At 49.6% G+C, this 23,600-nt stretch carries 18 protein-coding genes and 1 CRISPR repeat array; of the genes, 9 read left to right on the top strand and 9 right to left on the bottom strand.

Annotated elements, in window-relative coordinates:
• Nucleotides 1–146: 146 nt before the first annotated feature.
• Together LQ777_RS16200 and LQ777_RS16195 are read left to right on the top strand one after the other, a co-directional pair.
• Complete coding sequence (locus LQ777_RS16200) at nt 147–1,061, top strand: helix-turn-helix domain-containing protein (protein WP_232558973.1); 915 nt, start codon at nt 147–149, stop codon at nt 1,059–1,061.
• A gap of 4 nt (nt 1,062–1,065) precedes the next feature.
• Nucleotides 1,066–1,926: an aldo/keto reductase gene (locus LQ777_RS16195; RefSeq protein WP_232558972.1), complete on the top strand. Its 861-nt coding sequence runs from the start codon at nt 1,066–1,068 to the stop codon at nt 1,924–1,926.
• 113 nt (nt 1,927–2,039) lie between these two features.
• Here LQ777_RS16195 and LQ777_RS16190 read toward each other — a convergent pair whose 3' ends face one another.
• The 5 genes from LQ777_RS16190 to LQ777_RS16170 all read right to left on the bottom strand — a co-directional run bounded on the left by LQ777_RS16190 (nt 2,040) and on the right by LQ777_RS16170 (nt 6,437).
• On the bottom strand, nt 2,040–3,014 hold the full coding sequence (locus LQ777_RS16190; protein WP_232558971.1) for a gluconolaconase: 975 nt from the start codon (nt 3,012–3,014) through the stop codon (nt 2,040–2,042).
• A gap of 172 nt (nt 3,015–3,186) precedes the next feature.
• Entirely contained in the window at nt 3,187–4,758 is a 1,572-nt protein-coding gene (locus LQ777_RS16185) for an FAD-dependent monooxygenase (protein ID WP_232558970.1), read from the bottom strand.
• Between the two features lie 167 nt (nt 4,759–4,925).
• A complete protein-coding gene (locus LQ777_RS16180) occupies nt 4,926–5,297 on the bottom strand; it encodes a hypothetical protein (protein ID WP_232558969.1) in 372 nt (123 codons plus the stop codon).
• Nucleotides 5,298–5,748: 451 nt separating this feature from the next.
• The gene (locus LQ777_RS16175) at nt 5,749–6,117 is read right to left on the bottom strand and encodes a nuclear transport factor 2 family protein (RefSeq protein WP_232558968.1); all 369 of its coding nucleotides are present in this window, start codon (nt 6,115–6,117) and stop codon (nt 5,749–5,751) included.
• 155 nt (nt 6,118–6,272) lie between these two features.
• Nucleotides 6,273–6,437: a hypothetical protein gene (locus tag LQ777_RS16170; RefSeq protein ID WP_232558967.1), complete on the bottom strand. Its 165-nt coding sequence runs from the start codon at nt 6,435–6,437 to the stop codon at nt 6,273–6,275.
• A gap of 45 nt (nt 6,438–6,482) precedes the next feature.
• Between LQ777_RS16170 and LQ777_RS16165 the strand changes: the two genes are divergently transcribed.
• The 5 genes from LQ777_RS16165 (at nt 6,483) to LQ777_RS16145 (ending at nt 11,831) form a co-directional block, all read left to right on the top strand.
• Nucleotides 6,483–6,956, top strand: coding sequence for an anthrone oxygenase family protein (locus tag LQ777_RS16165; protein WP_232558966.1), 474 nt, complete (start codon nt 6,483–6,485; stop codon nt 6,954–6,956).
• 149 nt (nt 6,957–7,105) lie between these two features.
• Nucleotides 7,106–7,480 (top strand): hypothetical protein, encoded by a 375-nt coding sequence (locus tag LQ777_RS16160; protein WP_232558965.1) that lies wholly within the window; start codon nt 7,106–7,108, stop codon nt 7,478–7,480.
• A gap of 94 nt (nt 7,481–7,574) precedes the next feature.
• Nucleotides 7,575–8,060 (top strand): hypothetical protein, encoded by a 486-nt coding sequence (locus LQ777_RS16155; protein ID WP_232558964.1) that lies wholly within the window; start codon nt 7,575–7,577, stop codon nt 8,058–8,060.
• Nucleotides 8,061–8,284: 224 nt separating this feature from the next.
• Nucleotides 8,285–9,895 (top strand): PAS domain-containing sensor histidine kinase, encoded by a 1,611-nt coding sequence (locus LQ777_RS16150; protein WP_232558963.1) that lies wholly within the window; start codon nt 8,285–8,287, stop codon nt 9,893–9,895.
• 299 nt (nt 9,896–10,194) lie between these two features.
• Nucleotides 10,195–10,618: direct repeats of the CRISPR family, unit length 30 nt; unit sequence CTTCTAATCGTACCTGCGTGGAATTGAAAT.
• A 334-nt stretch (nt 10,619–10,952) separates the two neighbouring features.
• Nucleotides 10,953–11,831, top strand: coding sequence for a PE-PGRS family protein (locus LQ777_RS16145; protein WP_232558962.1), 879 nt, complete (start codon nt 10,953–10,955; stop codon nt 11,829–11,831).
• A gap of 198 nt (nt 11,832–12,029) precedes the next feature.
• Here the strand turns inward: LQ777_RS16145 and LQ777_RS16140 are convergent, their stop codons facing one another.
• Entirely contained in the window at nt 12,030–12,257 is a 228-nt protein-coding gene (locus LQ777_RS16140; protein WP_232558961.1) for a hypothetical protein, read from the bottom strand.
• 781 nt (nt 12,258–13,038) lie between these two features.
• Here LQ777_RS16140 and LQ777_RS16135 point away from each other — a divergent pair.
• Nucleotides 13,039–16,167, top strand: coding sequence for a SusC/RagA family TonB-linked outer membrane protein (locus LQ777_RS16135; protein ID WP_232558960.1), 3,129 nt, complete (start codon nt 13,039–13,041; stop codon nt 16,165–16,167).
• A gap of 36 nt (nt 16,168–16,203) precedes the next feature.
• The gene (locus LQ777_RS16130) at nt 16,204–17,874 is read left to right on the top strand and encodes a RagB/SusD family nutrient uptake outer membrane protein (RefSeq protein WP_232558959.1); all 1,671 of its coding nucleotides are present in this window, start codon (nt 16,204–16,206) and stop codon (nt 17,872–17,874) included.
• 135 nt (nt 17,875–18,009) lie between these two features.
• Here LQ777_RS16130 and LQ777_RS16125 read toward each other — a convergent pair whose 3' ends face one another.
• Genes LQ777_RS16125 through LQ777_RS16115 form a run of 3 tightly spaced genes read right to left on the bottom strand, consistent with a single transcriptional unit; the run spans nt 18,010 to nt 23,577 of the window.
• Nucleotides 18,010–21,147 (bottom strand): efflux RND transporter permease subunit, encoded by a 3,138-nt coding sequence (locus LQ777_RS16125; RefSeq protein WP_232558958.1) that lies wholly within the window; start codon nt 21,145–21,147, stop codon nt 18,010–18,012.
• A 56-nt stretch (nt 21,148–21,203) separates the two neighbouring features.
• On the bottom strand, nt 21,204–22,289 hold the full coding sequence (locus LQ777_RS16120) for an efflux RND transporter periplasmic adaptor subunit (RefSeq protein WP_232558957.1): 1,086 nt from the start codon (nt 22,287–22,289) through the stop codon (nt 21,204–21,206).
• A 1-nt stretch (nt 22,290) separates the two neighbouring features.
• Nucleotides 22,291–23,577 carry a TolC family protein gene (locus LQ777_RS16115; protein ID WP_232558956.1) on the bottom strand — a complete coding sequence of 429 codons (1,287 nt, stop codon included), beginning with the start codon at nt 23,575–23,577 and terminating at the stop codon, nt 22,291–22,293.
• Nucleotides 23,578–23,600 lie beyond the last annotated feature (23 nt).

The following is a 23,600-nucleotide window of genomic DNA, read 5'->3' as shown; positions in this document are numbered from 1 at the left end:
GTTCATTGTCAGAGACCGTACTAATCCGTTCTGAATACAACAAAACGGAATCCGGCTACTTTATTTAGTGCGCTTTGGCGGACATTTGTACTGTCGTCAACAGCACGTCTTTTTAAGTCTTATTGCTTGGCAAACCGTTCTAGTCCATGAAAAAAGAAGAGCAGCAACCCATTCGCGTGATTCAATCCATCAGTGAACTGCACCGACTGTTGCACCTTCCCAAGCCTGAACATCCGCTGGTGAGCGTCATTCAACTGGATAAGGTAAAACAATCGCCCCAACTACTGAATGAACGGGTTATTTATCCTTTTTATCAGGTGTGTATGAAGAAGAACTATGACGGTAAAATGCGGTATGGGCAAAACTACTACGATTTCGACGAAGGCGTTTTGTCGTTTATCTCTCCCGGTCAACTTCTTTATACAAGTGCCGGTGCTACGGACGGTTGGGTGCTGCTGATTCATCCCGATTTTCTGCAAGGATACACCCTGGGCAAAACCATCAAGCAATACGGATTTTTCTCCTACGAACTGACGGAAGCCTTGTTTGTCTCCGATAAAGAACAGCAGTTGATCGAAACGATACTGGCCAACATCGAAGACGAATATCATTCGAACATAGACCGGCATAGCCAAGACATTATCGTTACGCAGCTGGAACTCCTGCTTCAGTATGCCGACCGTTTTTACAACCGGCAGTTCATTACCCGAAAGAAGATCAACAACGATCTGCTCACAAAGCTAGAGTTGCTGCTGGCCGATTACTTCAATAGCGACCAGACGCTTACAGCCGGTCTTCCCAGCGTAGAGTACATTGCTGACCAGCTACACGTATCACCGCACTACCTGGGCGACCTGCTACGGAGTATGACGGGGCAAAATGCGCAGCAGCATATTCAGAATAAGCTGATTGAAAAAGCAAAGGAGTTTCTGAGTACGACAACGTTGTCCGTCGGTGAAATAGCGTACCAACTCGGCTTTAAATACCCCCAATCCTTCAACAAACTATTCAAGAGCAAAACCAATCTGTCACCACTTCAATTTCGACAATCGTTTAATTAACTTTATGGAAAACAGTAGTTTAAAAACCACCTTTCTGCTGGGAGGTGATCTGGAAGTAAACCGTATTGGTTACGGTGCAATGCGTATTACCGGTCCTGCTATCTGGGGAATGCCCGAAAATCCGCAAAACTCGATTGACGTACTCCGTCGGGCCGTAGAGCTGGGTTGCAACTTCATTGATACAGCCGATCAATACGGGCCGTTTACCTCGGAACAATTGATCGCCCAGGCCCTTCATCCTTATGCAAAAGACTTGGTCATCGGGACAAAGGGAGGTTTGGTTCGTTTTGGGCCGTGGGCCGATATTCATAACGATGCCAGTCCCCAACATTTGCACGAAGCACTGAACGGGAGCCTGCAACGGCTGAAACTGGATCGCATCGAACTGTATCAGTTACACCGCATTGATCCGAAAATACCCGCCGAAATTACGTTTGAGTTTCTGCAAAAAGCGCAGCAGGAAGGCAAAATCCGCCACATCGGCCTTTCCGAAGTATCGGTAGAAGAGATTAAGAAAGCGCAGCAGTTTTTTCCGGTCGTGTCGGTGCAGAACCGCTACAGCGTGTACAACCGGGAGTGGGAGCCGGTGCTGGATTATTGTCGGCAACAAAACATCGCCTTTATTCCCTGGTTCCCGATTGGCGGTGGCATGGATGCTCAGAAGGAAGATGTGATCCAGCGTATTGCCACTGAAAAAGGAGCTACTCTACACCAGATCGCATTGAGCTGGTTGCTGCATCATGCCGATAACATTTTGCTTATTCCGGGTACGTCTAACGTGAAGCATCTGGAGGAAAACATGGCAGTAGGAGCCATCACATTAACCGAACAGGATAGGCAGAAACTAAATAGCATTGCCGGGTAGGAGACAGCAACGTTAATCCGGGTTTTCGCTGAATCAGCGGGGCTGTAAGACAAAAGATATGTCCGGTTTGCTGCCGTTATTTAAATCAGTAACAGCAGCAAACCAGACGTTGCTTACCTGAATTTCTGAATGCTATACGTGTTGGATTGCAGTTTAGACGCGTCGCCCATAGCCGCGCTAATTTCGCCAATCCGGGCATTGAGCGAATAGATGCTGCCATTAACCGCTACGTTTGTTGTAGCCTGACTGTATCCTTCGGTGTCTCGTTTGACAACCGTAGCTGTCTTCCAGTCGTCCGTGCTTCGCAGTTGAGCGACCTGACTACCGCTGCCCGTCACTACGTACAGATCACCATTGAGTAGGCTCAATCCATCACCCGGCAAGTTGGGTAGACCGCCCACTTCCGAGATGGCGTTTCCGTTCTTCAGATCAACCTTATACAACTTGCCGGCGCTGGTTACGGCAACGATCAAATAGCCGTTGGGATGGTAAACAATACCGTTGAGCCCAAACGTAGCGCTCGCAAAAAGCGGATTTTCTACCAAAACACTCGCCTGGCCATTAGGCATCACTTTGTAGATAACGGGTGCGAACGAATCGGTTACGTAAACGGTACCGTCTGGTTGTACCGCCAGATCATTGGCCAGATGAGCAGGACTCGTGTATAAATCGTCTAAATCGACCCGGCGCTCTAACTGACGACTGGCAATGTTGAATACCAACAATTCAGCTGTCTTTCGGGTGGTTTGCGGTGTACTTTTGGTCGATACCCCCTGATCAGCGTTGCAAACAAAAAGACGCCCATCGGCGACTCGCATACCCATGCTGCTAATCAGCTCGGGTGGTGCGATCAGGTCGGCATAATTGCCGTTGACATCAACCGTACCTACTTTCCCCTGCGTGATGGACGAAACCAGAAATCGGTCGAGTTGGGCCGAGTAGGCAAAGCCTTCGGGATACTGACGCTGCGCAACGAAATTAATGCGTTCGGGGAAGGATGCATTAGGGCTGAGTCTGTGATCTTCGCAGGCGGTCAATCCGAAACCAACAGCGAGCAGGACACTTGAGAAGGTGTAAAACGTCTTCATACGATCATATAGATGAATAAGCGCCAAAAACAACGCTATCTTCTAATGAGCTGACCGCTGACTTTGTTCAACTTTTTTTACTTTATGACGCTGACGCTCAACGCCAATAAGCAAAGCTAGGATGTTTGATAAACAGCGCCTGCTGGCGCTTTGCGCTTTCTGATTGACACGGTCAGTTAATAGCACAGCCAATGGTTTTCCTGAGATACCTTTTTAGCTGAGTTGCCGATAAACTACGATCGAGTAGGGCTATGTAATTATCGGGTCTGAGCAGAACGCTGAAGTTGCCTTCTATAGCAAACAGCGATTGAATGGTGGGCGAAAGCGGGTAGTGATGGATGTCCAGAATGGATTGATTTCGGTCGACAAACGCATGGAGCTTATCCGGATCGTTTTCAGCCGCATCGCCAAAGACAAGCAGATGAAATTTCGGGTAGCGCAACCCATTATAAATGCTTTCTCCATCAATCAGCGCGTAGGGCATACGATCACCTGCCTGCACCTTGGAAAAGGGATGAATACCCGACTCACTCAGGGAACTGGATCGGTAGTTGATACCAATCTGTGAAATCAACGGAAATACCGCTTTTTTGACTACATCAAGTCCAAGCAAAACATGAGCGACGTAAGGAATTACATACGTGCGTAAGTTCGCCAGAAACCAGTCGGGACTAGCGCCGAAGTCAAACATACGGTCGGTCGTTTCCAGGAGGTGCTTCGCGTTGGCACTGCGTTCTTCGTTGTAGGTTGACAGCAAGCGGTCATCGGCCTGGTGGTTGAGCACAAATGCCAGTTTCCAGGCCAGGTTATAACCGTCCTGAATACCCGTATTCATACCCTGCCCACCGGCGGGTGTATGGATGTGCGCAGCATCACCCGCCACAAAGCACCGTCCGTCGGAAAACGCGCTTACTCGCCGGGAGTGCACTTTGTACGTCGAAAACCAGTTGACCTGGGTAATGTCCAAGGCTAGTTTCGTATCTGCTTTTATTTGTCGTTCGATGGCTTCGTACAATACCGTTCCTTCCGCTTGTTGGTCGTTTTCGGGGAATGTGCCTACGATCCGGTAGCGGTTTTCGCCGGGCAATGGAAAAAAAGCGGTCAGCGTTGCTTTCGCCAAACAAATCCTGACCGAGTTATGGTCAAGCGGCCAGTTGATGTGTACATCGGCTACGTAAAAAAGCCGCTCCAACGTGCTACCCGCGAAGGATAAACCGAGCGTGTGACGGACAACGCTCTTTGCGCCATCGCAACCCACAAGGTATTTCGCGGTAATCGTCTGTTGGTCGCCGGTCGGCGTTGTTACGTGGGCCGTTACGCCCTCACTTGTCTGCGAAAATTGATCCAGGCTGGTCTTCCACTGAACCGATTTACCTTGCTGTTTTAGAAAAGTATAGAGTAGCTGTTCGTGCTGGCTTTGCTCGACTAACAATAGAAACGGGTAAGGGCTTTGTCCCTGACCGACGGTGGCCAGTGCCACCTCTCCGCGAACCTTGCCATCCTCAAGCAGTTGCGCTTTTTCGGCGATGTTACCCTTCTCAATCAAGGATTTCGCCAAACCAATCTGTTCGTAAATTTCCAGCGTGCGCGCCTGTACCCCAATTGCTTTGGAGTATGGCGTAATGCCTTCTCCTTTGTCAATCAGGATAAAATCGACGCCATGACGCAGAAATTGGCAGGCCAGGGAAAGCCCCGTTGGGCCAGCACCGACCAGCAGAACGTCCGTATGCAGTGAGGTTGGCATCGCGTATTGGGTTTTGATGGGTGAAGAATGGTCTTACAAGGATTAATATAAATGGTTCAATCCAATTAATTGACGTTGCGACTCCATAAGCTGTTCGCATTAGCTGGTACCAAAAAAGAAAACCCGGCCTGAGCCGGGTTTGAACGGGTGCGGTGAAAGCGGAAAGATTAGTGCATGGCGACCACTCGGCTGGTTTCCCGAACCGGCTGCGTAGACAGGTTAAGCTGCTTGCGAAAGCTAGTTCCGTTGGATTTTACTTCTAACTCGTACTTGCCATCAGTCAATTGGTCGACATTCAGCTTCAAGGCAAACTTTTCGTCTTTTCTGCCGATGTATTGCTGATAAACCACTTCGTTTTCGGCGTTCCGCAGAAGGACTTCAATGGCCGTATCGGCTGTTTTGACGACGGATACCCGAATGTGGTTGTCGATGGTGACAAAGGCGCTGGCATCAAACGCTTTGGGTGTCGTAGGATTGCTTAGCGTAGAAGCACTGATGAGGGCCGAAAGAGCCAGTTTATGAAGCATGGGTAGTAACATGGTAGTCGTTGTGTTTGGTGTTGTTTACAGTTCATTGTCAATAAGCCAAAGGTTGTGCCAAGAAGTAAATGCTATTGATTTTCAAGTATTTACGTTTTGTGCCAATGGCTAACCTTGTCCGTATATGGACAAACTCCGTTCACTTACGGACATGACAAAAGTACTGGGTGGGTAATCCCCGGTGAAGGATGAGCTTGTGAAGTGGCAGTATTAATGGATAGACCGTATAAAAATCTTTGTCAACTGGTTTAAAGCTAACTCGTTTCAATTCTAATTGCCTAATTGTCAGTTGTATTGTTAATTGCTTTCTTAGATAAAGTCTATATCAAGTAAGGAGCTTGTGGGTAAGAGCTAATAGTTAGGCAGCAAGCTGACAAGCAAGGAAGGTAATTGCCCGTATCGGCTCCTTACGCTGATAAAGGAGTGTTTGTTGACTCTGATACTGAACCGGTTAACTGTAATCGCTGATACGGGTAAACTTTTTATGTTTCATTTCAAAAATGCTTACTCCGCGAAGACGAATTGTATCACCTGCTTTTAAGCCGTTAGGCAGATCTGTGGCAAGGGTAGCAGAGTAATCAATTTCGACAGCGGCAGCCGTGGCGCTCACCACCATGAAACGAACCACTTGCTTACGCTCCGCAACGTAATCCGCCGATTGGAGAGCTAGCTGTTCGAAGGCTTGTTTAGACGTTGTTTGCGTAATACCCGATGAATTGGAAATATTCTCGAAAAATATCTGGTCGTCCAGCAGGGCTAATAGGGCGGGTATGTCCTTGGCATTGTACGCATTGATGTACGCCTGAATTGTTTCTTCCATTGGGTGAAGCCTGTTTGTTGTGTTCGTTGATTGTACCAAGTAAACTTGTTCATCAGATCAGAAAAATCAGTGCGGGTGGGTGTGCTGATCGTGGTTTAGCTGCTCTGACCGAATGATCCGCTCTGAATGAACGGTCTAAAAAACAAACTTTTTGCTTACACCACACACGAACGGGTAACGATAAAAATTACCCCAACGCTTTTTGGCTTATCAGATGGTTGAACGTTGAGCGTAAAGCCTGTTTGTTCATCGTTCATTTCGCCCTGTTTATCGCCGTAGTGGCTCTGTTGACTCCCATTTGTCTGGATTAGGGCTTTCAAACGCTTAGGTTTCGCTCTTAATCCAAACCGTTAATGGGCGTCGCCATGAGCTATTTACCACAAATCCTGTTGTTGCTATTTGTCCTGAACCTGGGAACTGCCTTTGGGGCAGGACTCTATGAAATTAAAGTCGTTATACCCCAATGGTTCAGAAAGTCGGCCTTATCCGGTTGTTACATCGATCGGGAAGCCATGCGTGAATTGGACTCTGGACGGAAATTCTGGGCCTTTGTAACAACCCTACCGCTTACCCTGCTGACACTGGCCAGTTTTATTGTTATCTGGCTAGGGGCGCCGGGCTATAACTGGTGGCTTGCCGCAGCGTTGCTAACGTTTTGTGAACGAATAAGTACGTTTACTTTTTTCATTCCAACGATTATCAAGTTTCAGCGTATGGATACCCTTTTTACGGAACGGGTATCTCATTTGGTAACCTTATGGGTCAGGCTTAATTATATTCGTACAATACTAATACTGATTGCCTGGCTATTTGCTTTACGCGCTTTAGTACTCTGTTGAGTAGGTGTTTATGCTAAATGACGCTTGTTTAGGTTCTGTATACCGCTGTAATAAAATAAATTATATATATAGCTGAAATAAGCGTAGAATTTCTATTTTTGTTGAACTTGTAGCCTCATATAGGCTTTTTACGTTAAACAAAACGGAGAATGAGGGCTCAACGGCCAAAAAAAGGCTCTTCAATAAATGAGCTAACTGCGGATCAGGTGTTGGTGAGATGGATTACAGCTGTTTCCATTCTTCGTACGAATTATAACCAACTAACCGAGTCGGTAGATAAGCAGGTTCGCCTGATAAAAGGAGTAACTACCTGCGTGGGGCAGTGCCCGATCAATCAGTTGACTGACCTGCTCGCTGCGATGGAAACAGAGTTGGAAAACTTACTACTGGATGTAGATCAGTTTGACCCGCTCTATGCATCGAAGAAAAATATAAAAAAAATAGTTGCTCACACGTTAATCCTGGAAGCTTTGAATGAACGGGCTCAAACGGTACTGTATCTAGCAGCACAACCTGCTTCTTAACGCCCTTAATCTGTCTGGTTATTTAAGAAAATCGCTCACACTATCTATTCGTACTTTTTATCGTCTATTGTAAGCTTATAACAAAAACGAACTTGTGAGAAACGCTAACCAATCCTTCCACAAAGCACTTGATCAGTACGTATTTGGCATAGCCAATAAGTTTATTGACTCCGCTGATCCGGCAACGCAATCCGAATTGATGAACTTGGTTGCCCAACTTGATTTGGTATCTCATACGGGTGAAGCTGTAGACGATAAGTCAGCGCAGCCGGAAAGCGAATGGCAGCATATTTTAAACAAACCCGTTGACTGGCAGTCGGTTCATAAACAATGGCTTGTTGGGGTAATGCAGCAACGGACAAAACGGAATGAACATTATATTGATAACCTTAATCAAGCCATACGAAATACAGAGATACGTTTACAACAGACCCAGGATACTTTTTTAAGGGAGCCTTACCGATCCAACTTAATCCATCGACACCAACTCACCCTGGACTATCTTCAACAGCATCTGTCTGAGGTGCAGAATGCGCATCAATTCAATCTTAAGCAACTCGATCAGTTGCTGAGCAGCTAGCACATCGTTTCCTGGTAAATCGCCTGCCAATTATTTTTTACGGATAGAACCGATGGCCTGGTGTATTGGGTTTACCGAATGCTTGCAACTAGCGCTTCGCTGTGTAACTTGCTCTTGAAAAATAAAGCCTGACACACTAACGTACGGGATTGGCGGACTGGACCTGGGCTAGTTCATGGATGTGCGTGTTAACTGAGCGGTCTTGGATGGGGACAAATACACCGTTGACTAATATAATCGTTGAGAATGAACGCTTACACCTTGCCTTAGAAGCCGCGCAGGTTGGGTTTTGGGATTATAATTTGGTAACAGGGCAGACCGAGTGGTCACCGATCTGTAAGCAGCTGTTCGGGTTATCGATTGATGCTGACGTAAACGCTGCTATTCTTCTGGATCAGGTTCACCCCGATGATAAGGAGCGCGTCGCTGAGGAAAACTTCAAATCGGTAAGCGGACTTAATGAAGGGGATCACGATATTATTTTCCGAGCGCGCCGAAAAGACGGCGGATTCCGCTGGCTTCAAGCCAAAGGAAAAACGATACGGCAATCGGACGGCAAAGTCGTTCGCTTCAATGGAATTGTTCAGGATGTTACCCTTGTCGTAACGGCCAGGCAGCAGCTTGAAGCCAGTCAGCAGCAGCTACATAACCTGTTCGAGCAAGCTCCAATCGTACTATCCATTGTCGGACGGGAACCTGATTTTGTGTTCCGCTTAGTTAATGAAGCTTTTTCGCGATTGGTTGATCGTCCTTTGGCGGCACTCTTGGGAAAACCCCTTCTGGAAGCGCTGCCTGATATTGCGGGGCAGGGTGTTGAGAACCTGTTGAGGCAGGTCGCTACGACGGGAGTACCATACGTGCAACGGGGCGCACCGATAAAGCTGGTTCAGCAAGGACAAATTCGGGCGCTTTTCGTCGATTTTATCTACTATCCGCTGCGGGAGCCGAATGGCGATGTGTCTGGTGTAATGGGCGTAATTATCGATGTAACTGAGCAGGTGTTGTCCCGGAAAAAGCTGGAAGAAAGCAATGCGCGCTATCAGCAACTATACACCGAACTAGACGACCGGGTACAGCAGCGAACGCAGCAGCTTGAGTCGGCCAATCAGGATTTACAACGGTCCAACGACAATTTAAAGCAATTTGCCTTTATTGCCTCGCACGATTTGCAGGAGCCGCTACGCAAGATTCAGCAATTTGGCGATCTACTGCAAAGCCAGTATAGCGACCAGCTAGAGGAGGGGACTGTTTACATCACGCGGATGCAGTCAGCAGCTAATCGTATGTCGACGCTTATCCGGGATTTGCTGTCTTTTTCACGTATCTCCACGGGTCAGATCGATCGAAAAGCCGTGTCCTTAGCCGATGTAATCGATGCCGTGCTGGCTGACCTGGACATGGTGGTTCTGGAAACGAACGCCATCGTGGACATCCATCCGCTACCCGTTGTTCAGGGTGACGCTTCACAATTAGGACAGCTTTTTTTGAACCTCCTGAGTAATGCGCTCAAATTTCATCGATCAAACGAGCAACCGACGATTAGCGTTACTGCCGATGAAGTGGTTCGTGCTGAATTGCCCGATACGGTAAAACCGGCTCGTCTGGCCAGTACTTATCACTGCATCAAGATTGCCGATAATGGAATCGGTTTCGAGGAAAAATACCTGGATCGAATATTTCAGGTCTTTCAGCGGCTACACGGCAAAAGTGAATTTGCCGGGACAGGCATCGGTTTAGCAATCTGCGAGAAGGTAGTTTCTAATCACGGCGGAGTCATCACGGCCAGTAGCCAACCCGGACAAGGAGCGACGTTCAGTGTCTATTTACCCGCCTAAGTCGGGATTGATCCAGGTCGTTTCGAGCAATTACTCTATTTCTGTATGACTCGTTTTTGTTTGTTCTGAGTGGCCGTTTAAGACGCATAAGTCGTCAATCGGCTCGATTCGTTCTTTGACTTACACGTTATAGATACCTCAAAGCAGATTTTTCAGGGTATAACAGACTGATTATAAGAAAGTCGTCGAACGGCGTATCTTTTTCTATCATTGCCGGTTGACGACTTTTTATGTGAATAGCCTTTCACAAAACCTATTCAGCAAGTAATAAACCCACTAGTTTAGTCGTAATTTCACGGCTTCTAATCGTACCTGCGTGGAATTGAAATGGGTCCGGCTCTTCGTAGAGGTAGTCCAACACGTTACGCTTCTAATCGTACCTGCGTGGAATTGAAATACGAGTACGTTATGTTCCTGAACCCCGTATTTGCTTCTTCTAATCGTACCTGCGTGGAATTGAAATGATAGTACAACTACTACCCCAACGGGAGATAACCACTTCTAATCGTACCTGCGTGGAATTGAAATTTTACGACGGGACCGACGCTTATAACTACTCGAACTTCTAATCGTACCTGCGTGGAATTGAAATCTCTGCCATTCGACTAGGGCTTTACTTGCCTGTGCCTTCTAATCGTACCTGCGTGGAATTGAAATACTGAGCGTTTAGCAAGCTCTGCGTCAAGGTCGAAGCTTCTAATCGTACCTGCGTGAACAGGGAATTTGTATAAAATTTTATACAAATCAACTTGTCATCCAGTCGCATCTGCGTGGAATTGAGTGATTAGCGATACTTTATTCGACTCGAAATGTCTAAAAGTACTGGTGTGCCTGCATGGAATTGATTTAAGGGTCGAACTCTTTGGATGGTATATCGGTGGAGATGAGAAATTGCTGTTTATGAGTGGTTTATGTGCCAGTTGGTGTTGAGCCGATAAATAATATTAACCGTAGCGTAACGACCAGTGTGTCGATCTTGAATAAGATTGTAGGGAATCATTTCATCATTTGGTACGCTATGTAGTTAAGTAAATGACAGAATCAGATAAGTAAGTCTATGCGTCTTTGTTTAATTGGGTGTCTTTTTTTTGTAGTAGTCGCTTGCAAACTTGAAATTCCTGAAACGGACAGGACTCAATTTAGTACTGAGCCAACCGTAGCTTCCGTACCCATCGGACAGATTGATACCGTATCTGGACTGGCCGATAGCCGAAGTCAGCCCGGCAATTTATGGGCTATTCAGGCAAAGGATACTGCTGCTTCGCTGACGATGCTGGGACATGATGGTCAGATTAAAGGGCAGCTGAAGGTACCCAAATTTTCAAACCGCGATTGGGAAGATCTGGCAATCGGACCGGGTCCAAATCCAGGTACGACGTATTTGTACATTGGCGATATCGGAGATCAGGATCGACAATACGGCATTTCGCAAGTCTACAGACTGCCCGAACCATCGACCCTTAAAACAGAAATCACCCAGATTGAGCGGATCAATTTTCGCTATCCCGATGGGCCACAGGATGCCCGAGCGATGTTTGTAGATCCCCTGACAAACGACATTTACATCATTGCCAATCGCCAGCCAAATGTGCACCTGTATCGGCTGGCCTATCCGCAAAATATCAACGAGATCACTCTAGCTGAGGCCTATGGCGAGCTACCTATTTCTCCTGTTGTTTCAGGGGCTTCTATATCGCCCGATGGCCGCGAAATCGTAGTGCGTACCTATGGGCAGGTATTTTACTGGAAACGGGCAGTTGGTCAGGCGGTTGCCGATGTCATGCAAAAAAGTAACAGCCGGGGGGCTCCGCTGCTGCCTGAGCCAAAAGGCGAAGCCATCTGTTTTGATAAAGACGGAGAGGGTTATTTTACCCTCAGCCAGCGAGCCTCGGTAACGCCTGTTAATTTGTACTACTATAAAAAAATAGCTCAGTAGGAAAGTAACTTGCTCTGTCAAACAAGCTTCCTGGTAGGGAAACTTAACAAATCAACGTCGACAGTAGCAACAACCTACGCAGGACGATACAGTAAATTAAGCTTGGGTGTGCCTTTGTAAACAATAAGTAATAAGGTTGGAATGTAACGGAAAACGCCCGATGTAAACTGATCGGGCGTTTTTTTTGTGCTGGGTAGGTTACTTACAAGTCGTTACAACGGTCAGGCTACTGGTTGTGATGTTGTTTGATATAATGAACGCGTCTACTTCGTCGCCACACACTCGGTTCTCGATCCGGCTTGGCGGGGTGCCTTGTGGATTATAAGTAAGTGTTTCGCAGGTTTTGCAGTTCTTCTTTTTAAAAAGTATCCCATTACAGGCCGTTAAGCTAACGGTAACCAGTAGAATGAGCGAAACGCGTTTCATAAGCTGAATCATATTTTTACTTGATCCGGTGTTGTTCGGATGATCGATCGGTTAGCGAAATGGTTCGACTTAGTGCCTGCCGCAATAGCAGGCGCTGAACTTCCTGACCAGGGCATCAGCAAGGCATCAGCCAGAAATAGGATCGCCGTAAATTTAGTCTTTTATAGAACGACTTGATAGCCGGGATTTGTATGCAGCGTTGTTTTTAAGCGGGAGAGGTTTCTATTTAAACGCTAATTTCTGTTCTCTCTTTCGTTCAACATGCTTACAATTTAAAGAAGCGAAATAAGGCAGGTCTACTCACCGGCAAGACAAACGCTTCCCACGATCCAGTTCTCAAAACAAGCGTCAAAAAATATAAAAATTCTAAGTTAGATCAAGAGATAGTTGGTTTGTAATAAGCTCGTAATGGTCTTGGTAAATAGTCAGTATCTGGTGAAATATCAATATACAGTTAAAAAATCTGATAATTTTTAGCCAATGCAAACGCTTGCGGGAACGTTTGCAAAAAGCTAGTTATAATTTATTTAATAAGATATATAATATTTAAAATAGAATTATGGTTGCCGGGCTAGAAAGGCATGAGTAAACTTACCCATACAGCTTCGTTTTCATTCTTTAGGACATCATTAAAGAGTGCTTAATTTGTATTTTATCGATAAGTGGTGCTGGCGATCCACACCTGTTTTCGTCGCTTTAGCTAGACGAGAATCGGTGACGTTGAGCCCACCAGTGGATAATAGACCTTTTCCAGTAATTACCTTCTAACTCTTATTCCCTTATGAAAAAGTTAAAATTCTACTTAACATGTAGGATCGTGCTAGGCTGTCTGATCCTGCTGCATATCGCTTCGGGTGTTGCTGTATCAGCCCGAGCCGCCGAAGTACCCGTCTCGGGTAGAATCACGGACGAAAAAGGGGAAGCATTACCCGGCGTCAGTATTGTCCTGAAGGGTACAACGCGCGGCACGACGACCGACGGAAATGGGCAGTTCAAACTTGTGGTGCCCAACGAAAAGTCGGTGCTTATTGTCAGCTTTGTGGGTTACCTGCGGCAGGAAGTGACGGTCAACAACCGCTCTGTAATTGACGTGCAACTACAGAGCGACGATAAATCACTGGAAGAAGTGGTTGTTGTCGGGTACGGCACGCAGAAAAAAGTAAACCTCACGGGAGCCGTTTCTACGGTCGAGTCGAAAGCCATCGAAAACCGTCCGGTCAGCAACCTGGCGAATGCGTTGCAGGGGGTAACGCCCGGTTTGAACATTACCCGCGCGAGTGGACAGCCCGGACGTGAGAGTATGGCGATCCAGATTCGGGGGGTTACGTCGGCCAATGGTAACGTAAACCCGCTCGTAATCCTCGACGGCGTCAGTGCGCCAATCACGACGTTGCAAACGCTCAACCCAAACGACGTTGAAAGTATTAGCGTTCTGAAAGATGCCGCAGCAGCCGCTATTTACGGCGCTCAGGCGGCTGGTGGGGTTATTCTGGTGACAACTAAAAAAGGAAAAGCGGGTAAGGTCACGTTCGATTACCTGGCGCAATACGGTACGGACTGGTCCATCAACACACCGGGCCGGATGAGTCTGTTGGACGAAGCCAATTTTTCGAACCTTGCCCGGAAAAATTCCGGTAGCAACCCCGAGTATACCGACGATGATTTGCAGCGCATCCGCGATGGTATTCCCTACGTCATAAACCCGGCGGATACGGGTACGTACCTGTACTACAATCAGCAGTCGTTGTCGGATCAGATTTTGAAGAAAAATACGATGATGGCGACGCATAACCTAACCGCACGGGGTGGTACTGACAAGCTGAATTTTCTGATTTCGGGTGGTTATTACGAAAAGCAAGGTCTGTTTAAGGTTGGTCCTGATAATTATAAACGGTACAACCTGCGGGTTAACCTGGGGGCTCAGTTGACAAAACACCTCTCGCTTGATGCGCGCCTTTCCTATACACTTGACAAGACCAGAAGTTCGTCCGCCGATGTGAGTGGTAGTGGCTTGATCTATCAGATTAACCGATTGCGAACCCGAACGCCTTTCTTTACGCCGGAAGGTCGTTACAACGGGGCTGGTTCGGCAGCTACCGCGTATGCAACGCTCGAATCGGGCGGCTACAACAATTACGACCGCAATTTTTTCGATAACGTGTTTACGCTACAGGCGGCCAATTTTGTCAAGGGTCTGACGCTGCGTGCCGTTGCCGGGGTTCAGTACCGCTTGGGCAACCGGGCCATTTTTAACCGAACGGTGCCGCTTTGGGGCAAGTCGCGCGTTCTTAGCTACCTCAATCAGCCCAATTCGTACCAGCTCACGAACGAAGTGACCAAAAATACCAACCTGCAATTCCTGGCTAACTACGATGTCAAAGTAGGGGATAAGCACAACTTTGGTTTTTTTGCCGGGTACCAATGGGAGGACTATCGGTTTCAGGCTGATTCATCCAGAGCGCTTACACTGGTTAGCAACGATCTGCCAACGCTGAACCTGGGCGACGACCGGACGAAAGTGAACGGCGAAGTGATTCAAACGTATGCGTACCAGTCGGTTTTTGGACGGTTCAATTACAACTACGCTGACAAGTACTTATTCGAAGCGACCATCCGGCAGGACGAAAGCTCGAAGCTGGCACCGGGCTTACGGACCAAGGTATTTCCGTCGGCTTCGGCGGGTTGGAACATGCACCGGGAGGGCTGGTTTTCGCGGGCGCTGCCGTTCTTTTCGGAATTCAAACTGCGCGGATCGTGGGGCCGTCTGGGTGGAGCGCTTGGCTCAAACCTCGGTTATTACGATTACCTGAGTCAGTTGAGCAAAGCCGCCAATCTGGTCCTGGGTGACTCGCGGACATCGTATATCTACCAAAACTCAATTCCGTCGGGTACCCTTTCCTGGGAAACCATCGAAACATCGGACGTTGGTATCGATATGGCTTTCTTCCAGAACCGATTGCAATTCAACGGCGACTACTACGTGAAGTTCAACCGAAATATGCTGACACCTCAGCAATTGCCCGGTACGATTGGGGTGGGTACACCACGGAAAAATAATGGTGAGCTTAAATCGTGGGGTTGGGAAGCCGAAATTCGCTATCGCGACCGGATCGGCAAAGACTTTACCTACTCGATTGCGGCCAACCTGTCTGACAACCAGAACAAGTTGATCAGCTATTCGGGTCGGACGGTGGTTACGTCGGGCACCAACAACCTCATCGAAGGCTTCCCGATCAACACCATTTGGGGCTATCAAACAGCGGGCTACTTTCAGACCGCCGACGAAGTAAAAGCCTGGGCGTTTCAGGACAGCCGTACCGGAGCTGGTGACGTAAAATACATCGATCAGGACGGCGATAAGCGGCTGACAGTCGGGCAGGGTACGGTGGCGAACCGGGGCGATCTGCTGCTGCTGGGAACCACGCAACCCCGCTATCTTTTCGGCTTTACGTTCGGTGCGCAATGGAAAGGCTTCGACATGACGATCTTTTTGCAGGGCGTGGGCAAACGGAATTACCGACCCAACACCGAATCAATTGCCCCTTTGCTAGTAACGTGGAAACAGGCTCTGGCTATTCATGGTGACTACTGGACTCCCGAAAATCAAGGGGCTCTGTTTCCACGGCCTTATGTTGGCGCTACGCACAATTACCTGTCTTCCGACAAATGGGTGCTCAATGCCAGCTACATGCGGTTGAAGAACTTCCAGGTTGGCTATACCTTGCCGTCAACCCTGACGCAGCGTATCGGTATCGCGCGGGCACGTTTCTTTTTCTCTGGTCAGGATTTATTCACCATTTCGGGGCTGGGCAAATTCCAGGGTTACTTCGATCCCGAAGCGCGCGACGGTGTGGATAATGACTACCCGTACTTCGCCACCGCTTCTGTGGGCTTAAATGTATCCTTCTAACGAACGGCTGGACGCCAATCAAACTTGAGCTTATTTATGAAATCGATTATAAAACCTGCTTTTCTGGCCTTGGCTATGATGGCCGTTTTGCCATCCTGCGAAGTGGAACGCCTGCCCGAAACGTCCGTCAGCGACGAAACATACTGGCGCACCGAGTCTGATCTGAAAACAGCAGCCAACTATTTGTACATGTATTTGCCTGGGTTCGGCACGTTTACGCCCCCCGGATACAATAGCACCTTCAATGTCACGTATGGCACCGAAGACGTATGGTCGGATGATGCGTTTGGGCTGGCTACCAACAACATCAGCGACGGATCGCGACTGGCTCCGGCTACCGCGACGGATTACAACACCAATTACCTGCTGATCCGGGCGGCTAATAACGTCATTGAAAAAGCGCCACGGGCGTCGGCGGCTACGTCGGCCACGATCATTGATCGTTACATTGCCGAAGCGCGGTTCTTTCGGGCGTGGGGCTATTACGCATTGGTTCAGCGATACGGTGACGTACCTCTGATTCTGAAAACGCTTGACGATACATCCGCTGAATTACAGGCTCCCGCTACCCCACGCGCTCAGATCTACGACCAGATTTATCAGGATCTGGACTATGCCGCTCAGAAGCTACCAACGGCAACCGCGCTCGGAACCGCCGATTACGGACGAATCAGCAACACAGCGGCTCTGGCGTTTAAGGCTCGTGTTGCTTTGTTTGAAGGAACGCGCTCAAAGTATCACAACTATGGGGAGCCGACAAAGCACCTCAAACTCGCCGTTGACGCTGCCAAAGCGGTTATCGACAGCAAGCAGCAAGATCTGTTCAGCGGTAGTTACTTTGATCTCTTTCAACTGGCGGGCGAAGGACGGCAAAACCGGGAGAACATCATTGTGAAGCAGTATGGGGTATCGTCTACCGACCGGGTGGCTACGCAAAACTTCTTTCGGAGTTCGCTCGAAACTGGCAATATGAACCCAACGAAGAGCCTGACCGATTCTTATCTGATGAAAGACGGTTTGCCCACGGCAAAATCACCCTTGTACAAGGCTCCGACGAAATCGACCGACGTGTTTGTCAATCGGGATACGCGCATGAGCGATACGTTTTTCAAAACGGGTGATGCCTGGATCGGAACGAAACTTGTTTTTGACATTGCTCCGCTAGTTTTCAACCGGACGGGATTCACGTTTCGGAAATATTCGAATCTTGACGACTGGGTTACGACGCAATCGCTGATTGACCGGGTACTGCTCCGCTACGCCGAAGTGCTGCTTACCTACGCCGAAGCAACGTACGAACTAAACGGTACGATCAGCGATGTCGACCTCGACTTGACGATCAATCGGCTGCGGGCGCGGGGCGGAGTCGCTAAGTTGACGAACGCGTTTGCCACGGCCAACGGTCTTACGGTGCGGGACGAGATTCGGCGGGAACGTCGGGTAGAACTAGCGCAGGAAGGTTTCCGCTACTGGGATCTGATCCGCTGGAAAACGGCTGAGATCGAACTGCCTAAGCCGGTTCTAGGAAATTACTTCTTTAGAACCGAATACGGTACGACAACTGCCGTCAACCTCACCTCGGATAATTACATTCTCGTTCAGGATGCCAGCTTCCGGAAGTTCGACCCGAACCGGGATTATCTGTGGCCGCTGCCCATTAACGAAATAGCGCTGAACCCGACCCTAAAGCAGAACCCAGGGTGGTAAACGTATTTAATACTATGGCCCCTCTCCCAAAGCGGGAGAGGGGTGCAAACCAGAGCTTTCAACAGCAAACCTCCACGTTCAGAAGCACAATCAAGCTATTCAGTATCCTTTGCTGAAAGTAGGAGAGAACGAGTATTACATCATTTCGACCGGCTGCATGGTATTGCCTTTGTCGGAGGCTACGGTTAGTTTCTTGCGGTAAAACATCCGGTAGATGATCGGGAACACCAGCAACGTCAACACGGTAGCGGTGACGAGTCCACCAATAACGACGATAGCGAGCGGTTTTTGCGTCTCCGAACCGATGCCGGTTGAAATAGCCGCCGGAAACAGACCGATAGCGGCCATCAGCGCCGTCATCACTACGGGGCGAATACGCGATTGAACCCCTTCCCGAATCGCCTGGTCAAGCGGCATACGTTCCTGTCGGTTTTTGTTGAAGACGGTGATCAGAATCACACCGTTCTGCACGCATATTCCGAAGAGGGCAATAAAGCCAACCCCCGCCGAAATTCCGAAGTTCATGCTCGTTACGTGGAGCGCCAGAATCCCACCAATCAGGGCGAACGGCACGTTTAGCAAGACCAGTCCCGCATCTTTGGCGTTGCCGAACGTGATGAACAGAATCACGAAAATGGCCGCAATACTGATCGGTACCACTTTGCCCAATTGATCGGTCGCCCGAACCTGATTTTCGAATTCGCCCACCCATTCAACCGAATAGCCTTTATCGAGCTGAAGTTTTTCACGGACGCGCTGCTGCGCTTCGGCAATGGTACTCCCTAAATCGCGGCCCCGCACCGAAAACTTAACCCCGATGAACCGCTGGTTGAGATCGCGGTAGATAAACGCCGGGCCGGTAACCTGCTTGATCGTAGCAATTTCTTTGAGCGGAATTTTGCCGCCACTCATCGTCGGTACCATCAGCCGCATAATGTCGTCGTCGCTCTGGCGATATTCGGGCAGGAACCGCACCCGGATGTCGAACTTGCGTTCGCCTTCGTATAGGATCGACGCCGTTTTCCCCCCAATCGCCATTTCGATAACCGCCTGCGCGTCAGCCGTTGATACGCCGTATAAGGCCATTTTGTGGTCGTGAAACAGGATGCTCATTTCGGGCTGGCCCACGTTGCGGATAATACCCAGATCTTTGATGCCGTCCACGTCTTTTACCGCGTCCATTGCCAGATTGGCGTACTTCTCCAGCTCATACACATCCGATCCGAAAATTTTGATCCCGTTACTGGCCTTGTAACCCGCTACCGCTTCGGCGACGTTGTCGATAATGGGCTGCGAGTAGTTGTAAAGAACCCCGGCATAGTTGCGCAGCTTGGCGTCCATTTCGTCGGTGAGCTGCTCGGTCGAGATCTTCCGCGTCCACTCATCTTTGGGGCGTAAATCCACCTGAAACTGGCAGAAGTAAAACCCGTTGGGGTCCGTACCATCGTTGGAGCGGCCAACCTGGGAAAGAACCTGCTTTACTTCGGGAAAGCTTTTGAGGTCCTGCCGAATGGTTTTCGACATGGCTACACTTTCGGGCAGCGACATACTCATGGGCAACTCAGCCGTAACCCAGAGCGCCCCTTCGTTGAGTTGCGGAAGAAATTCCGTTCCCAGCAGGGAGGACGAGAAAAAGGTAGCGACCATAAAGCCGATCGACCCGATCAAACTCAACCGACGGTGGCGAAAGCACCAGCCAAACGCACCCATTACAATACGCTCGAAAAAGTTGACAATCGGGTTATTTTTCTCCCGAACGTTTTTCTTGAGCAGGATCGAACACAATACCGGCACCAGCGTCAGCGTGAATAGCAGAGCGCCCAGCAAGGCAAAGCCGAGGGTCCAGGCGAGGGGCGAAAACATCTTGCCTTCGACTTTCTGGAACGAGAAAATAGGCAGCAGCGCCGTGATGATGATCAGCTTGGAAAAGAAAACGGCCTTGCCTAATTCGCCACCCGTTTTTCGAATCAGCCCTAGCTTCGCCATCTTGTTGTAGCGCGTCATACCGACCCGATGAGACAAATGATCCAGCGACACAAACACCCCCTCCACCATGACGACGGCACCGTCGATGATGATTCCAAAATCAATCGCCCCCATCGACAGCAGGTTCGCCGACATACCCCGTAAACGCAGACAAATAAAGGCGAACAATAGTGCCAGCGGGATAATGATGGACACGATCAGCGTGGTGCGCCAGTCGGCCATGAATAGAAAGACGATCACCGTGACCAACACGATACCTTCGGTGAGGTTGTGTAGTACCGTACGCGTACAAAACTCGATAAGGTTGTCGCGGTCGTAGAAGGTGACCATGTTCACGTCCGACGGCAGAATACGGGTGTTTAGCTCCTCGATCTTGGTTTTTACCCGACCGAGCACTTCGCTGGGATTCTCGCCTTTCCGCATGACCACGATACCCTCGACAACATCGTCGTTCGCATCCAGCCCGACCTGACCGACGCGCGGTAGGTTGGATTCGGCGACTTCCGCTACGTCTCTGACCAGCACGGGATTGCCGCCCGTCTCTTCGATAATGATGTTTTCAATATCCTGAATCGACGTGAGCAAACCAACCCCGCGTACGACATAAGCCTGGCCGTTACGCTCAATCACGTCGCCCCCAACGTTGATGTTGCTGCGCGTAACGGCCTGGTACACTTCAAGCGGAGTTATATCGTATTTGGTTAATTGCGTCGGGTTGACCCGGAGTTCGTACATCTTGTCGCGGCCACCGAACGCTACCACATCGGCGACGCCCGGTACACTTCGAAGCTGCCGGTCGATCACCCAGTTCTGGAGCGTTAATAGCTCACGGCTGTCGCGGTCTTTACTTTCCAGCGTGTAGCGAAAAATCTCACCGGTCGGGCCGTAGGGCGGCTGAATTTCGGGTTCGACACCATCGGGTAGTGATACATTGCGCAACAGGTTATTGACTTGCTGACGGGCAAAAAAATCATCGACATCATCGTCGAAGATCACTTTCAGCACCGACAGACCAAACATGGTCGTTGAGCGGACGTTGGATTTGCGCTGAACGGAGTTCATAGCCACCTCGATCGGCACGGTCACGAATCGTTCAACTTCTTCGGCAGACCGGCCATTCCATTCGGTCACGACAATAATCTGCGTGTTCGTTACGTCGGGAAAGGCTTCTAGCGGTGTCCGCAGGTAGCTGACTATGCCAGCGATCACCAGGGCCGCTGTCATGAAAAAGATAAAAAACCGATTTTTGAGCGAAAAACCGACTATGTTACTGATGAGTTTGTTCATGGTTGTTCATGGGTGCAGAGCGCATGGATCGGAATCCATAGCCGCCCACTCAAGGCTTAATCGTTCAGCGCATTGTAGACCAGCAGCTGATCCTTGGAAATGATGGTCTCACCCGGTTTGACACCCTGGCTGATGTAGGCTACGTTGCCCAGCGACTTCAGGACATCGACCTCGCGGGTTTCAATATCCGTGCGGTTTTTGTAGACCAGCACATACCGTTTGGAGCGGTCGAAAATAATCGAATTGGCCGGTACGGTGGCCAGCTGTCCGCCCGCTGTGTAGCGTAGCGTAACGGTTGCGTGCATTTCGGGCTTGAGCTTCATGGCTTTGTTGTCCAGCCGAATCCGAACCGTCATGGCTTTGGTGTTTGGGTTGAGTACCGTGTATATTTTATCGACGTGACCCTGGAATTTCTCGTCGGGGTAGCTCAGCGTTTGTACCGATGCTTCCATGCCTTGTTTTACCCGGCCAATATCGCTTTCATTCACGTTGGCCAGCACCCACACTTCGCTGATCTGCCCGATGGTGAATAAGTTGTCGGCGTTGTCGGAGCGGAGCTGCATGTCGCGGTTGACGTTCTTTTCAATGACGTAACCATCGATGGGCGCTTTGACCGTGTAAATGGACGATTTGCCAATGCCGTAGATGCGCGACACTTCCTTGGTACGGTTTACTTCGGCCTGGACCTGCTCGACTTCTTTCTGCGCGGCAACAACTTCGCGCTGGGACGTCAGCTTTGATTCGAACAAATCCTGCGCCACGCGTAAGTTTTTCTCGGCCAGCAGCAAATCCGCCCGCGCCTGTATCGACTGGCGTTCCAGATCCGCGACTTCACTCGACCGGATAGACGCCAGCGTTTGCCCTTTCCGGACGTAATCACCGAGTTCTACTTTGACTTCTTCGACGTTGCCACCCACCAGCGGGTACACTTTGATCACCCGGTTTTCGTCGGCGACCACCCGGCCAACCAAGGTTAATTCGTTCCGTACGGGTTGAGTGACAACGCTATCGAGCTTGATCCGGCTCATCATCGTGTCCGACAGGCGGAATGCTTTCTGTTCTTCACGGGCGGGCTTGGGCTGGCAGGACGACAACAGCAGGCCGAGCGCAAAAAGGGGTATGGGGAGTTTGTTGATAATCATGTTATTCCTTGAATAAGTCTTCGCCAATGAGGTAATTCAGTTCTTCGTAAGCGCCCACGCGGTCGGCTTTCAGTCGGTTAAGCTGCTGAACGCTATCGTTGTAGGCTTCGATCAGATCGACAAATTCAATCAGGCTGATGTTGCCTTTCTGAAAGTTGGTGATGACGCCCCGGTTCAGTTGCTCAAACTGTTCGGTAAACTGTTGCTCGAGTCCCTGCACCCGCCGTTCGACTTCGCGTACTTTTTGCAGCGACGTAGCTACTTCGTTACTAACCTGAATCGCCCGTTGGCGCTGAAGTCCATTCTGGAAGCTGATCTGACTCCGGGCCGCCCGAATCGCCCCCTGATTGCGATTAAATAAGGGAATGTCGGTCGAGAGCGACAGCCCGACGTAATTGTTGATGTAGCTGCCCGCCTGATCGTAGGCTCCGCCGATGCGCACATCGGGTACGGCCAACGCTCGTTGCAGGTTGTAATTGAGTTCCGCCTGACGCGTCAGCGATTCGGCAGCCAGCAGATCGGGACGGTTGCGCAGGGCCATTTGCCGGAGCGTATCGTCGGGCTGGGTGGGCAGGCGGTAATGCGTCAAGTTTTCTTCGGCAACCACCGGATTAACCGGAACTTCGACCGATAAGAGTGTCCGCAGAGCCCGCTCGTCGTCGGCTAGCTGGAAAATAATGCCTGTCCGGTCGTTGTTGAGCTGAAAAAGTAACGCTTTCAGTCGAAGCAGCTCCCGCAGGGATACGTTCGTGCGATCGTACTGCTTTTCGTACGCCGTTACGGTTGTTTGCAGCGTAGTAAGTTGCTGATTAAACCGCGCCAGCGTCTGCCGTTGGAAGTAAATAGAATAGAACCGCGTGCGTAGATCGAACCGCAATCCCCGCAACAGATCGAGCATTTCCAGACCCGTCAGCCGGGCGGCTTCGGAAGCCAGCGCAACGCGTTTGTTGCGCTTACCCGCCGTGTACAGCAGTTGCTCAATGGCTACAGTTTTCTGACCCTGCCGACCAACGTCCAGTACACGTTTGGTTTGGTTGTTATACGTACTCAGCTCAACCGTAACGGTCGGGTTGTCGTAGAGACTAGCCTGAATAACCTGCGCCTGACTGGCATCGATCCGGAACCGCTCGGCCAGCAGTTGTACGTTGTTTTTAAGAAACAGGCTATCGGCCTGCCGGAGAGTCAGCGAAAGCGAATCCTGGGCCGGGGAGCCTTGCGTCGATGCTGGCTGTCCCTGAGCAGAATAAGCAATTAAAAAAAAAGAGAAGATCGAAAGCAGTAACCGCATTTTACCCAAATAAATACGGCAGT

It is taken from the genome of Spirosoma oryzicola, from assembly GCF_021233055.1.
GTDB classification, from domain to species: Bacteria; Bacteroidota; Bacteroidia; order Cytophagales; family Spirosomataceae; genus Spirosoma; species Spirosoma oryzicola.
This window is presented reverse-complemented; position numbering and strand designations above follow the sequence as displayed.